The sequence below is a fragment of the Kibdelosporangium banguiense genome, assembly GCF_017876405.1.
Lineage (GTDB): Bacteria > Actinomycetota > Actinomycetes > Mycobacteriales > Pseudonocardiaceae > Kibdelosporangium > Kibdelosporangium banguiense.
In genome coordinates this window covers 7,554,374-7,566,944 of the sequence record NZ_JAGINW010000001.1, presented here as the reverse complement: position 1 = coordinate 7,566,944, position 12,571 = coordinate 7,554,374, and the positions used below count along the sequence as shown (strand labels likewise).

13 protein-coding genes are annotated in these 12,571 nt (G+C 66.9%); 5 read left to right on the top strand and 8 right to left on the bottom strand.

Annotated features, from left to right (window positions below; translation table 11 throughout):
* The first annotated feature begins 5 nt into the window (after positions 1 to 5).
* Together JOF56_RS34940 and JOF56_RS60825 are read left to right on the top strand one after the other, a co-directional pair.
* Complete coding sequence (locus JOF56_RS34940) at positions 6 to 1,235, top strand: cytochrome P450 (protein WP_209643709.1); 1,230 nt, start codon at positions 6 to 8, stop codon at positions 1,233 to 1,235.
* Between the two features lie 320 nt (positions 1,236 to 1,555).
* A complete protein-coding gene (locus tag JOF56_RS60825) occupies positions 1,556 to 1,861 on the top strand; it encodes a helix-turn-helix domain-containing protein (protein ID WP_209643708.1) in 306 nt (101 codons plus the stop codon).
* Here JOF56_RS60825 and JOF56_RS34930 read toward each other — a convergent pair.
* From JOF56_RS34930 to JOF56_RS34905, 6 genes are all read right to left on the bottom strand, one after another.
* Positions 1,807 to 2,142, bottom strand: coding sequence for a S26 family signal peptidase (locus JOF56_RS34930; RefSeq protein WP_209643707.1), 336 nt, complete (start codon positions 2,140 to 2,142; stop codon positions 1,807 to 1,809). The genes JOF56_RS60825 and JOF56_RS34930 overlap by 55 nt on opposite strands.
* The gene (locus JOF56_RS34925) at positions 2,142 to 3,938 is read right to left on the bottom strand and encodes an ABC transporter ATP-binding protein (protein WP_209643706.1); all 1,797 of its coding nucleotides are present in this window, start codon (positions 3,936 to 3,938) and stop codon (positions 2,142 to 2,144) included. The genes JOF56_RS34930 and JOF56_RS34925 overlap by 1 nt, the downstream gene beginning before the upstream one ends.
* The gene (locus JOF56_RS34920; protein ID WP_209643705.1) at positions 3,935 to 4,462 is read right to left on the bottom strand and encodes a TlpA family protein disulfide reductase; all 528 of its coding nucleotides are present in this window, start codon (positions 4,460 to 4,462) and stop codon (positions 3,935 to 3,937) included. Before JOF56_RS34920 ends, JOF56_RS34925 begins: the two co-directional genes overlap by 4 nt.
* A 356-nt stretch (positions 4,463 to 4,818) precedes the next feature.
* On the bottom strand, positions 4,819 to 5,358 hold the full coding sequence (locus JOF56_RS34915; RefSeq protein WP_209643704.1) for a GNAT family N-acetyltransferase: 540 nt from the start codon (positions 5,356 to 5,358) through the stop codon (positions 4,819 to 4,821).
* On the bottom strand, positions 5,355 to 6,587 hold the full coding sequence (locus JOF56_RS34910; protein WP_209643703.1) for an MFS transporter: 1,233 nt from the start codon (positions 6,585 to 6,587) through the stop codon (positions 5,355 to 5,357). The genes JOF56_RS34915 and JOF56_RS34910 overlap by 4 nt, the downstream gene beginning before the upstream one ends.
* Before the next feature lie 171 nt (positions 6,588 to 6,758).
* The gene (locus JOF56_RS34905) at positions 6,759 to 7,658 is read right to left on the bottom strand and encodes an SDR family oxidoreductase (protein WP_209643702.1); all 900 of its coding nucleotides are present in this window, start codon (positions 7,656 to 7,658) and stop codon (positions 6,759 to 6,761) included.
* A gap of 184 nt (positions 7,659 to 7,842) precedes the next feature.
* On the opposite strand from JOF56_RS34905, the gene JOF56_RS34900 reads away from it, so the two are divergent.
* Complete coding sequence (locus tag JOF56_RS34900) at positions 7,843 to 8,256, top strand: hypothetical protein (protein ID WP_209643701.1); 414 nt, start codon at positions 7,843 to 7,845, stop codon at positions 8,254 to 8,256.
* A gap of 5 nt (positions 8,257 to 8,261) precedes the next feature.
* Here the strand turns inward: JOF56_RS34900 and JOF56_RS34895 are convergent, their stop codons facing one another.
* On the bottom strand, positions 8,262 to 8,747 hold the full coding sequence (locus JOF56_RS34895) for a glycosyltransferase family 2 protein (RefSeq protein WP_209643700.1): 486 nt from the start codon (positions 8,745 to 8,747) through the stop codon (positions 8,262 to 8,264).
* Between the two features lie 228 nt (positions 8,748 to 8,975).
* On the opposite strand from JOF56_RS34895, the gene JOF56_RS34890 reads away from it, so the two are divergent.
* Entirely contained in the window at positions 8,976 to 9,590 is a 615-nt protein-coding gene (locus JOF56_RS34890; protein ID WP_209643699.1) for a flavodoxin family protein, read from the top strand.
* Positions 9,591 to 9,637: 47 nt separating this feature from the next.
* Here JOF56_RS34890 and JOF56_RS34885 read toward each other — a convergent pair whose 3' ends face one another.
* Positions 9,638 to 11,140, bottom strand: a complete 1,503-nt coding sequence (locus JOF56_RS34885; protein ID WP_209643698.1) for an LVIVD repeat-containing protein — start codon at positions 11,138 to 11,140, stop codon at positions 9,638 to 9,640.
* Positions 11,141 to 11,212: 72 nt separating this feature from the next.
* Here JOF56_RS34885 and JOF56_RS34880 point away from each other — a divergent pair, with 72 nt between their 5' ends.
* Complete coding sequence (locus tag JOF56_RS34880; RefSeq protein ID WP_209643697.1) at positions 11,213 to 12,535, top strand: poly(ethylene terephthalate) hydrolase family protein; 1,323 nt, start codon at positions 11,213 to 11,215, stop codon at positions 12,533 to 12,535.
* Positions 12,536 to 12,571: the final 36 nt, after the last annotated feature.

Genomic DNA, 12,571 nt, shown 5'->3' with positions numbered 1-12,571 from the left:
ACACCATGCTCGCCAACAAGACGGACATCTTCGCCGCCCTCGCCGACCCGGAAACCCAGGGCACGGGCCTCTGGCAGCTGTGTTCCTGGCTGCGCGAGAACGACCCCGTGCACCGGACGGAAAGAGGAGTCGTGATGGTCAGCCGCTATCACGACACCGTGCGGCTGCTCACCGACCCGACTGTCCGCGCGCCCGAACCCGAACAGTTCGAGCGGATGTACCAAGGTGTGATCAGCGACCGCGCCCGCACGATGGTGACCAGCAGCTTCCCGACAACCAATCCACCCCGGCAGACCTTCCTGCGCAAGGTCGCGTCCAAGGGCTTCAACCAACGCGTCGTACGAGCCCTCCAACAGTCCACCACCCAGAAATGCACGGCGCTGCTCACCACACTCGCCGAGCGGCTGCGCGACGGAGAAACAGTCGACCTGCAAACCGGTTTCCTCGAACCGCTGGCCCTCGACGTGATCGGCACCCTGCTCGGCGTACCCGCCGACGACTGGGCATGGCTGGCCAGACTGGTCCCCCAGACCGTGGTCCTCGCCAACCCGGCCGCCAGCAAGGAACAACTCGCCGAGGCAGACCGCGTCACCCACACGATCGTCGACTACATCGAAGAACTGACAACCCGCCGCACCCCCGGTGACGACCTGATCTCCGTCTGGACAGCCGAATCCCGTGCGAATCCAACCGAGTTCTCCACCGACGACCTGATCGCCATGATCCGCCCAATCTGGCTGGGCGGCTTCGAAACAACGGCAACGGCGATCGGCGACGGAATCCTCAACATGATCGAACACCCCCACGAAGCCCCCCGCCTGACCGGGGACGCGGCCCAAGCAGGAAAATTCATCGACGAATCCCTGAGGCACGGTTCCCCAGTCCTGCTCACCGGCGCCCTAAGACTGGCCGGCGCCCCCATAACCCTCGACGACGGCACAGTAATCCCCACAGGCACCCGCCTCAGCGCCCTCATCGGCTCAGCCAACCACGACCCCGCCGTCTACCCGGACCCAGAGAAGTTCGACCCCGACCGCACCAACCCACCATCCCTCGCCTTCGGCCGAGGCATCCACAACTGCATCGGCCAGGTCCTCGCCCGAATGGAACTCCACACAGCGCTCCCTCAGATCCACCAACGCCTCCCCCACCTCACCCTCGCCGAGGAACCAAAACGCCGCGGCGGCCTCCCCTTCCGTTCCTTCGCCCGCCTAGCCGTAACCCACCCTCAATAAGAATTTCCACGTAGCTCTTGCGCAGCAGCGGCGCGACCTCGTCGGACTTGAACAGCTTCTGCCGCACAACGCAGTCGGGGCACCAGTCTGCCCCGAAGTCGAGCAGTGCCCATGATCATCCCCCAGATCGGCGATCTATGAGCCTACAATCATAGGCCCACTGTCCAGCGCAAGCGGAACCGGGAAAGCACACTCGAAATACACTGGCGCATGTACGAATTCCTTCAGCAATCGGCCGGAATCATGTTCTTGCGCGCCAATTGATCGGCGTGACACCATCCCGATCCGTGAATTGACGCCCGCGATGGGGAGAGTTTCTGGTGACCAATACGGCCAGGGCGAAGCTGGCGACCGATTTGGACGAACTGCGGCTGTTGGCGGGGTTGTCGTACCGCGAGTTGGCGCGCCGCAGTGGATGTGCGCGTAGCACGTTGCATGACGCGTTGACTGGGCGGCGGTTTCCCCGGCTGGAAACTGTGCTGGCTATCGTGCAGGCAGGCGGCGGGAATGTCGCGAACTGGCGGGAACGCTGGACCTGCGCGGTCAGGCAAAGACCGGACGAATACCCGCTTCACGCGCCGGGAACGGCCGCGAGAATGTCGCGGCAGTCGACCAGCCCCAGCTGACGGGAGTCCTGCGACCGGGGATTGTCGCCCGCCACGGCCACGTATCCGGCGGGCACGTGCGGCACGTCGGGCAGGACCGGGGTCAGCCAGTCGGGCAGCGGATCGCCCGCGATGGCCGCCACTCGCTTGATTCGGTGCGCGAGCTGGTCGTCCTGCACGCGGAACACGATCACTTCGCTGCGGCGTGGGTCCCGGCGCAATCGGCGTGCCAGCAGTCGCTGACCGTCCCGCAAGGTGGGCGACATGCTGTTGCCCTGCACGATCACTCTGATCCACCACATCAGCGCACCCTCGCGTCCTGGTAGCCGTCCGCCTGCAGGCTGAACAGGCGGGCGTACTCGCCTCCGGCGTTCATCAGTTCGTCATGACTGCCCTGCTCGGCGATCCGGCCGTCGACGAGCGTGACGATCTTCTCGGCGCCACGCAGTGCGGACAGCCGGTGTGAGATCAGCAGACGGGTGCGCCCCTCAGCGTGCTCGCGCAGGGTGGCGTGCACGCGGTGCTCCCCTTCGGCGTCGAGGCCTGAGGTCGGTTCATCGAGCACCATCAGCTCCGCGTCGGTGCGCATCAGGCACCGTGCGAGTGCAATCCGCTGCCATTGCCCGCCGGACAGCGTCACGCCCGTCTGCTCCTCGTCCGCGAACGTCCTGGACAGTACGGTGTCGTATCCGTTCGGCAGCGCTGCCACCGTCTCAGCGACGCGTGCCGCTTCGGCCGCGGCGACGATCCGGGACCGGTCGTTCAGCTGCTGGAGCTGCCCGATGCCGATGTTCTCCGCCGCGGTCAGGTCGTACGTCATGAACTCCTGGAACACCACACCGATCCGTTCGCGCAACGCAGCGATGTCCAGCTCACGGATGTCCGTGCCGCCCCACGTGATCGTGCCCCGCTGCGGGTCGTAGAACCGGCACAGCAACTTCACGAGCGTGCTCTTGCCCGCTCCGTTGACGCCGACGATGCCGACGGCCGCACCAGCGGGGATGGTCAGGTTCACGCCGCGTAGCACCCACGGACCGTCGTCGCCGTATCGGAACCACACGTCCCGCAGTTCGATCGTCGCCGGTCGGACTGGCGTGCCCGTGCCCACAGGCAGGTCGTCGTCGGTGTCGAGGACGTCGAGGTAATGACCGAACAGCCGCACCGCGCGGCCGGTCTCGCCCAGTTGAACCACCACACCGGACAGTCCGGTCTGTACGCCCGCCACCGCGCCGAGAAACAGTACGAGATCACCGACCGACGATCGACCGGTGACGACACCCACCGCGACCACAACCGTCCCTGCGCCGGTCACGGTCGCGCTCAGCAGCGCGAGCCCGCTCTGCACCAGCATACCGCGACGTGCCGCGGACAGCCGTGCGCTGGAGACCGTTGCCAGCGAATCGACCATCCTGGTGTGCAACAGTGAGCCGAGGCCGAACAGCCGGATCTCTTTGGCGGCACGCACATCGGTGAGCAGCGCGCGGTAGAACAGGCGGCGTCGGTCCGTCGCCACCCACGCCTCCTCCGTGGCCGCCTCGCGGCGCGCGATCGCCAGTCTGGCGAGCACGGCGGTCACTACCGATGCGAGCAACAGCAACGTCATCGGCGGCCACACCACGAGCAACGCGCCCGCGAAGCTGGCGAGCAGCACCACGGAGCGGATCAGCTCCTGAGTGAACTGCGAGATCGTGCCGGGTGCTTCCTGCGCCGCCTGTTCAGCGAGCCGCAACCGGTCGTGGAACGCGGGATCCTCGATGTGGCCGAGACCCGGCAATGTCGCGATCCGGCGGAACAGCCTGCTCTCCACGGTCAGCGTGACCCGTTGCTGGACGACCTCGGCAAGGTGACCGCCGAGGTAGAGCAGCGCGATGGTCAGCCCGCCGACAACAGCCGACGCGATGGCGAGGAACGCCGCACGGCCCGTGCTCGCAGCGCCGGACGTGAGCTCGTCGACAAGCAGCATCGTCAGCCAGGCCCCGGTTGCCGGCGCGGCACCGGCGAACACCGTGAGCGCAACAGTGACGGTGGCGACAAACGGTGTGGCTGAAAAGGGAAGCGCGAGCGCCGAGGCCGCCGCTCGGCGAACGGACCGGGTCATGCCACCGGCGACGGCTGGTCGGTGAAGTGGCTGAGCTTGGAACCGGAAGCAGTCACCACGCCGCCATGTGTGTGCAGAAGCGTCGGGAACGCGATGACTCCGAACGCGGACAGCACGGGGTCGTCGACATCGACAACCGCGACCCGCCCGAGGCCGCTGAGCTTGTCGGCCAACCGTGCGGTCGCGCCGGCATCCGACGGATCTCCATCCACAATGGACACGAAACGTGCCGCCGGCGGGTCGGCCAGCAGGGCGTCGCTGAGGGTCCGGCACGGCCCACAGCCGACCGAGAAGAAGCCGACCTGCATCGGGCCGTCGAGATCCGCCTGCGTGAACGTGATGCCATTGGTGTCGGCGACCGAGAACGCGGGAATGACCGTGCCAGGCTGCGGCAGGTTCGAGTCACGGACCTGGGCACCCTGCTGTTGCAGTTCGTGGATTCTGGAGACCAGCCCGAAGGTGAACAGCAGGTGCAGCGCGACCACAACGGTGAGCAGCACAACGGCGGTCGTGAGCAGAGCCATCGATTCCCCCAAACGTCTACTGTGGACAAAATGGCGCCGGCGGGGCATGCCCCCGCCGGCACTCAGGTCACCTGCAGCTGCTGCTCCTGGACGAGCAAATGCCGTTGCAGTTGAAGCGGTAACCCCTCCTGCAACACTGGCCGTGCTCTGGCACGCACGCACCGGCCTCCACCCTCGGCAGCACCAACCCGACCAGCCGCTCGCCTGCCAGCTGTGCGAATCGCCTCATGTCCATTCCTTCCCGATGATCAACAAGGACACCGCACACGTTGGCCCGGCGCGATCGGCGGCGCAAGGAAGTCGGACGATCTCGGACAAGCTCGGACTCGCGGCCCGCACCCTCAGGCTGGTCGCGACTATCCTTCGAGGTCGGCCGGGATCAGGCTGTAGCCCGCGAGATCACCTCGGCCGGACCGAGTCATGGCAGCGTTGCGCTGGACGCCTTCGAAACGGAATCCCGCTGCCTCGGCCACTCGGATCGACGCGATGTTGCCGACCACTGCCATCAGGGCAATGCGAGCAATGCCCTGAGTAATCAGCGCCCATCGGGCCACGGTCCGCACCGACTCGGCGGCGTAGCCACTGCCTCGTCCCCAGGGCGCCGTCCAGTAGTGGATCTCGGTGACCATCCTGGTCCAGTCGGTGCCGAACAGCGTGACATGGCCGACCAGCCGCCCGTCCGCGCTGCGCTCGACGGCGAAGATCGGTCCGCCCGAACACCACTCGACGGCCAGTTGCAGGTCGGCCCCGGCTGCGGCGTGCCCGGCGGGTGCGAAGCGCAGGTAGGCCTCGTCCTGCCACACCGCATGCACGTCGGCCGCGTCCTGCGCCCGGAACGGACGCAGCAGCAGTCGTTCACTGGCCAGGTTCACCTGGGGAAACTCACGCTCAGTCATGATGATTTCACTGCTTCCCGCTTGGCCGGGCGCTGCATCAGGCCGGTGACCCGCCGGCCGACGATCAGGTAGAACGTGACGCTCAGCAGCGCGAGCGAGCCGACGCCCAGGAACATGACCGTACCGTTCCAGCCGGCCAGCAGCAGCCCGCCGAGATAGGGGCCGACGAACCCGCCGAGCTGCGAGAAGCTCTGCGCGCCGAAGTAGCTGCCCCGGCGGGCTTCCGGCGCGATGCGGTCGATGATCGCGAATTCCGAGGGCACGATGAAAGTCTCGCCGATACTGAACACCACCATGGCCGCCACGAACCACCATAGCGACGGCGCGAACGCGAACCCGGCCATACCCGCGAACAGCAGCACACCTCCGATGACGATCGCGGTGACCGGATCGAACCTGAGCACGATCCTGGACGCGAACAGCTGGAAGACCACCACGGTGACAGCGTTGGCCGTCATCACCGCGGCGAGGATCTCAGCGCCGTCGGTGAAACTGAGGTCGAGGTCCTGCGCAAGCAATGCCGACACGCGTAGATGCACGGCCTCGAGAAGCAACCCCGCGACGAGGAAGCACAACAGCCGCACGTCCGAGCCCACCGCGCGCACGCTGCCGAGGAACCGGTTGACCACGCCGGTGGTCTCGGCCTGCTCGGTGGAAGCAACCGGCCGCGTCACCCGGATGACCACGGCCATCACGGCGAGGTAGACCCCGTAACCCGCGGCGGCGACCAGGAACGCGGACCGGCCCCCGGACAGCCCGGCGTACACGCCCAACAGCGGGCCGGCCGCGTAACCGATGTTGATGACCAGGTACTGGTAGGAGAACCAGCGGACCCGGTCGGCGGCCGGAAGCAGATCACTGAGCAGCGCCTTGGCGACCGGGCTGAACGAACTCGTCGACAAGGCCATCACCGCGTTGGCCGCGAAGATCACGGCCACGTCCCGGGCGAGCGAGAACCCGATCAGCGCAAGGACGGCGCCTGACAGCGACAGCAGCAGGACCGGCGCCCGGCCGAAGATGTCCGACAGCGTGCCGCCGAGGAACCCGGCCAGGATCGAGAAGAACACCGACGAACCGATGAGCAACCCGATGGTCGCCGGACCGAGCCCCAGCTCACGGCCGAGATAGATCGCCAGGAAGGGAATCGTGATCGAGTTGGCGAGGCTCATGATCCCGCCACCGCAGACAAGAAGTCTGGCCAGCAGAGGAGCTCGTGTCGGCGCGGTCATCGTCACCTTCCGGAACGCACTAATACGGTACGGGGGTACCGTAGCCAGAACCGGCCCGTCCCGGAAGGAGCCGACCAGACACAGTCCGTTCTTATTGCATATTATGTGCAGGTGCAAAATCCTTGCACAAGGGTGACGGTCGCGACATCGGCCACTGGCGGACGCCAGCTGTCACGTGAGCGGCTTGCCGCCGGTTACTCCCAGTACCTCGCCAGTGACGTAGCTTGACTCCTGGGAGGCGAAGTACACATAGGCCGGTGCGAGCTCGGCCGGTTGGGCGGCACGGCCCAACGGTGTCTGTGCGCCGAACGAGTCGACTTTGTCGGCAGGCATCGTGGCAGGGATCAGGGGCGTCCACACTGGACCTGGGGCGACTGAGTTGACGCGGATGCCCTTGCTGATCAGGTCGGCGGAAAGACCCTTGGTGAAGTCGACGATCCCGGCCTTGGTCACCGCGTAGTCGAGCAGATGCGACGAAGGCTGGAACGCCTGGATGGACGACGTGTTGACGATGCTGGCACCCGGCGGCATGTGCGGCACGGCCGCTTTGCACAACCAGAACAACGAATAGAGGTTCGTCTTGAGCACGCGGTCGAACTGTTCGGTCGTGATCTCGAGGAGCCCGCCGTCCTGGGACATCTGATACGCGGCGTTGTTCACCAGGACGTCGATCCGGCCGAACTCGGCCACTGCCCGGTCGGCCACGTGCCGGCACCGCGACTCGTCCTGGAGGTCGCCCGCCACCAGCACGGCCTGCCGGCCGGCGTCCCGGATCAGATCGGCCGTCTGCTTGGCGTCGTCCTCCTCCTGCTCCATAAAGGACAAAAGGACATCCGCGCCCTCACGGGCGAACGCCAGCGCCACAGCCCGGCCGATGCCCGAGTCACCGCCGGTGATCACCGTCTTGCGGTCCACGAGCCGGCCACACCCGCGGTAGGACTCCTCGCCGTGGTCGGGACGTGGCGCCATCCGGTCACCTGTACCCGGATGGCCCTGTTGCTGTCCCTGCTGACGGTCCGGTGACGGATACTGCGATCGGGGGTCCTGCTGGGCATACTGGTCCTGCACCATGAGCAACACTCCTTTCCCACTCCGCACACGGGATGCCCGCCGGACCGGGTCGTCAATCTGATCCGAATCGGGAACTTCATGTGTCGTACCGCGTTGAAATGGGTAAGAATGATCAACAGCGGCACCGGTGCCACTTCATCGATCCCTCTTGCCTGGAGTTGACCTCATGCGTGACCATTCGACCATGGTTGAACACTGGCTCGGGCTGGCTCACACGGATCTCACAGAGCACGTCCGAAGAGCCGTCCGTGGCGGATCGGCAGCGACGGCGCCATGGTCGGAGGTAGCGGCCCATCCTGTGCTGGCCGCCCGGGTCCGCGGCATCCTCTCGGTGATTCAGTCCCAAATGGCCGATCACCGCGACCACGCCATGTGGACACTGTGGATCAATGCCGCCCGCCGCGCACTGAACACCGCCCCGCCACAGGCACCAGCACCGGTCAAGACCCGGCCCGCGCGGCCCGCGGCTCCCGCTCCGGTCGAAGAGATCCCCGAAATCACGCTCGCCACCGCTCCCCCGCCGCGTAGCCAACGCCACGTGGTCCCACCGGTCACGTTCCTGGCCGCCGGTCAGATACCGGCCAGCTCGACCGAGTAACGACTTCACGCTGATCGCTGGTCCCGCAGGCCGGCAAGCAGATCCGCCAGGCCGCCACGGGCTCGCCCCCGAGTCCGTGAGCTGGTCACCACCGGCGCCGCAGCAGTCGTCACGGCCCGGTAGCCGGCGAGTTTGACCCGATCCCAGAGGTGCCGGTCCTCCCCTGCCGACAGCGGCCCGAAGCCGCCGACCGCGAGGTAGACGTCACCGCGCAGGCCCAGGTTCGCGCCGTAGATCCGCTCCCGGCTCCCGCGACCGTCCTCGTCCAGGGCCGCGATCAACGCCCGGTCCAGGTGGTGTGCGCCAGGGCAGAAACGCACGGTGCCGTTCAGCCTGCGGCCAAGCAACAGCGCACCGGTACCGCCGGACCGCGCCGCCCTAACACCGTAGAGGGCATCTGGCACGGGCTTGCGCCCGGCCTCGGCCAGGATGGCGATCGCGTCGGCCAAGACGTGCGAGCACTGCCCACCGCGCGGCCGTCTCGCCGCCACCAGGCAGCGGAAGGTCCAGCTCGCCCGCGGCCGTGAGTGTGCGCAGCTCGGTCATCACTGTGTCGACGTCTCGCGGCCATCGGATCCGGGGAGGTGGTTCGACGTCAAGCATGTCGGCTGGCTACCCGTGAAATCATCCGCTCAACCCCGGCCGGTCAGTCCTACATGGACTCAAACGTGGTGCTTGACGATCCGGTTTGACGGGGTCTCACGCGGGTAGCCGATCTGATGACTACAGCGAATCAACCCCGCGTGCTCGCGCTGGTGTGTACCTTGACGCCCTCACCAGCCGGTTCCAGCAGCGATCTGCTCGCGCAGCAGGTCCTGGAACAGTTCGAGGCGAACGGCGTGCCGGGCCAGGCGATCCGGGTGGTCAACCGGGACGTGCGCCCGGGGGTGGCCGTCGACATGGGCGACGGCGACGCCTGGCCGGAGATCCGGGAAAAGCTGCTGGCCTCGGACATCCTGCTGCTGGCCACACCGATCTGGCTGGGACATCCGTCCAGCATCGCGCAGCGCGTGCTGGAACGGCTGGACGGTGAACTGTCCGAGACCGACGACAACGGGCTGCCGTACATGTACAACAAAGTCGCGACGGTGGCCGTGGTCGGCAACGAGGACGGTGCCCACAAGGTGAGCGCGGACCTGTTCCAGGCCCTGGACGACATCGGTTTCAGCATCCCCGCCGGGGGCGTCACGTACTGGGTGGGCGAGGCGATGCAAGGGACCGACTTCAAGGATCTCGACAAGGTGCCCGACACCGTGGCCCAGACCACCGAGCAGTTGGCCAAGAACGCCACACACCTGGCTCGGCTGTTGCGAGCTTCCCCCTACCCCGCATAGCCGCCTGGTTCTACGGGCGAAGACTGGCTTCGCCCGTAGAAGTGGCGTCAGCAGCAGCTGCCTGGCCCGCAGGAACCGCCTCGGGCGGCGACCATCGGGCAGGCGAAGCCGTAGTCCGGGTGGGGTACGAGCGGAAGTCGTTCCCTTCCACCGGCTCCTGCCTTGACCTTCACCGGGCCGTTGGTGACGAGCTGGACGTTGGTGCCGCTGTCCTGGGCGTCGTACGCACCCTTGGTCAGCGACACGATCTCGACGCCCCGGGCGAGGTCGGCGACGAAGACGTTGCCCTTGTGCCAGTACGGTGCCCAGGAGACCGCTGCGTCCGGTCGCCAGTACGCGATCTGGATCGGCTTGGCGGGGTCGGAGATGTCGATGAACCGGGTGCCCTGCTCGTACCAGGAGTAGGCCACGACCCGCTGCTGCACGTCAAAATAGTGCGCGGAGCACGTGACGTCGCCAGGGATCGTGCCTTCCTTGTCGTCCGGGCTCCACACGCCGACGGTCTTCATCTCCTTGGTCATCTCACCGTTCTCGGTGCCCTTCAGCGACGAGATGACGAAACGCCCCTGGTCCTTGCACGTCGAGGAGCCGAACGCCTCCTCGGTGTGCAGCAGCAGGCTGCCTGCCGGGTTCTCGCGCGTCGGCCTCGGGCCGTCGTGCAACGTCCGGCCCACCGGGCGGAACGAGTTGTGGGTGAACCTGGTCGGCATGTCGATCTGCGGCACGGTGCCACCCGCGTACGCCACCGGGTCCGCCGCGGTCGCCTTGCGGACCTTCCCGGTCAACGGATCACGGTGCCAGCCGTCGGTCCAGTAGCCGCGGGTGCCGTCATCGCCTGCGACCCAGGCGATTCCCTGGGCGTCGACCTGAACGTCGTGCGTGATCTTGCCCGCGCCACGCACGTCGACCGAGACCGGCAGCTCCTTGGGGTTGCGGGGATCCCGCAGATCCGTGACGAAGATCCGGCCGGTGTTGTCGGCCGACCGGTCGCGCCCGGCCGTCCAGAGGTACTGGCAGTCGTTGACGCATGTGCTGGTGTGGCCGGTGTTCTGCCGGTGGAAGGTCAGGATCTTCAGATCCGCCGGGTCTGCCGCGGACACGATGTAGTTGCCGGTGGGCCGGTCGCCCGGCAGCGCACGGCCGAACGAGTTGACCTCACGCGCCAGGAACGCGAGTTTGCGCTTCGGGTCGACGTTGATGTCCTCGTTCTCCCAGAAGCGCTGCGACGGGTCGTCGCCGGGCAGTGCCATCTCCTGCTTGGTCAGGTGGTCGAGCAGCCGCGGCCGGTCGACGTCGGTCACGTCGAAGGTCTTGAGCCCGAACTCGCCGCTGACGAACGCGACGTCCTTACGGCCGTACTGGGCGAACGCGATCGAGATCGCCCGTTCGGTCTCGGGAAGCGTGGTCCGCAGCCGGACGTTCTTGGCCGCCGGCGCCAGGCGTGGTTTCTCGGCTTCCTGCTGCTGAGGCCCTTCGACCTGCGCTGCCGAAGTGCCCTGCAGGGTCAGAGCCGTCAACAGGGTTGCAGTCAACACTGCGAGAACTCTCATGCACCGAGCGTGCCAAACACCGCACAAGGCGGCTACGGCCGAACGATCCGTCCACACAGGACCCGTAACCCGGTGACCGATTTTCGTCCTTCCGATCTTGGCAACCATCCGGTCGCCCCGATCGTGAACACCAGCGTGCAGAAGCTACTCAAGACCCTCGCGGCCGCCGCCTGCCTGGCGGCCGCGCTGACACTGGCCACCGCCGAGGCGCACAGCGTGTCTACCATGCTTACAGTGTCTACCTCGGAATACACGCTCGGCGACACCGCGTTCCACGTGCCCGGTTTCCACCCCTTCGACCCGGTCACCGGTGCGCCGGATCCCAACCGGATGGCCGATATCGAGCTCACCGGCGTGGTGCACTACCCGAGCGGGCGCGGCCCGTTCCCGATGGTGATCCTGGCGCACGGCCTGTTCGACACGTGCGCGGATCGGCAGGCAGGCAACACGTGGGAGGACGCGTTCCGCAAGATGGGAACCACCACCGACCCTGCCGAGCAGGAACGTCTCCAGGCGATCCTCGACGAAGCCATAGTGAAACTGAACCGCTGGCCGTGCGCGCCGGGCATAGCTCCGTTGCCGAGCTACCGGGGCTACGACTACCTCGGCCGGCGCCTGGCCGAGCAGGGCTTTGTCGTGGTGTCGATCAGCGCCAACGGCGTCAACGTCGGCGAACTCGGCGAGCCGCAGGACATGGCACGGGCGGCACTGGTCAACCAGCACCTGCGGCTTTGGCAGCAGCTTTCCACCGGCACCGGGCCGCTCGTCGCCAAGTTCGGCGATCGGTTCAAGGGCAAGGTGGACCTCACCCGGGTCGGCACAATGGGCCACTCACGAGGCGGACGCGGCATGATGCGCCAGGCCGCCGACATCCACCGGGCAGAATGGCCGGCCGGGGTCAAGATCAAGGCTGTCGTCCCGTTGGCCCCCGCGGGCTATTTCTCCCCCGACGGCGCCCCGCACCCGGACTACCAGGTCACCGACATCCCGTTCGCGGTCGTGGCCGGAACATGCGACCTGACCGCCAGCCCCATGTACTTCACCAACACCAAGGCGGTCAACCGAGCGCCGATCCATCTTTGGACTGTGCGCGGCGCGAACCACAACTTCTTCAACGTCCAATGGTCGCCAAGCAGCGGTCAGGTGATGGCCCACGACGACGCCCGCGACCGTAGCCACAACACGATACCGCCGGGTCAATGCGTCAACGTGCGCACCGAAGTGCTGGAACCACAGCTGTCGGAAAGCGCCCAACGCGAGTTCGCAGTCGGCTACCTGTCCGCGTTCTTCCGCCGTCACCTCCGCGCTGAAACGCGATTCGACCCCATGCTCAACGGCATCACACACCCGCTCGCCCACGTGGCGACCGTGGACGTCGAGACAGACCTGCCGTAGATGAGGTGACCGGCGGCCACCGGCCGTCGGTCACCC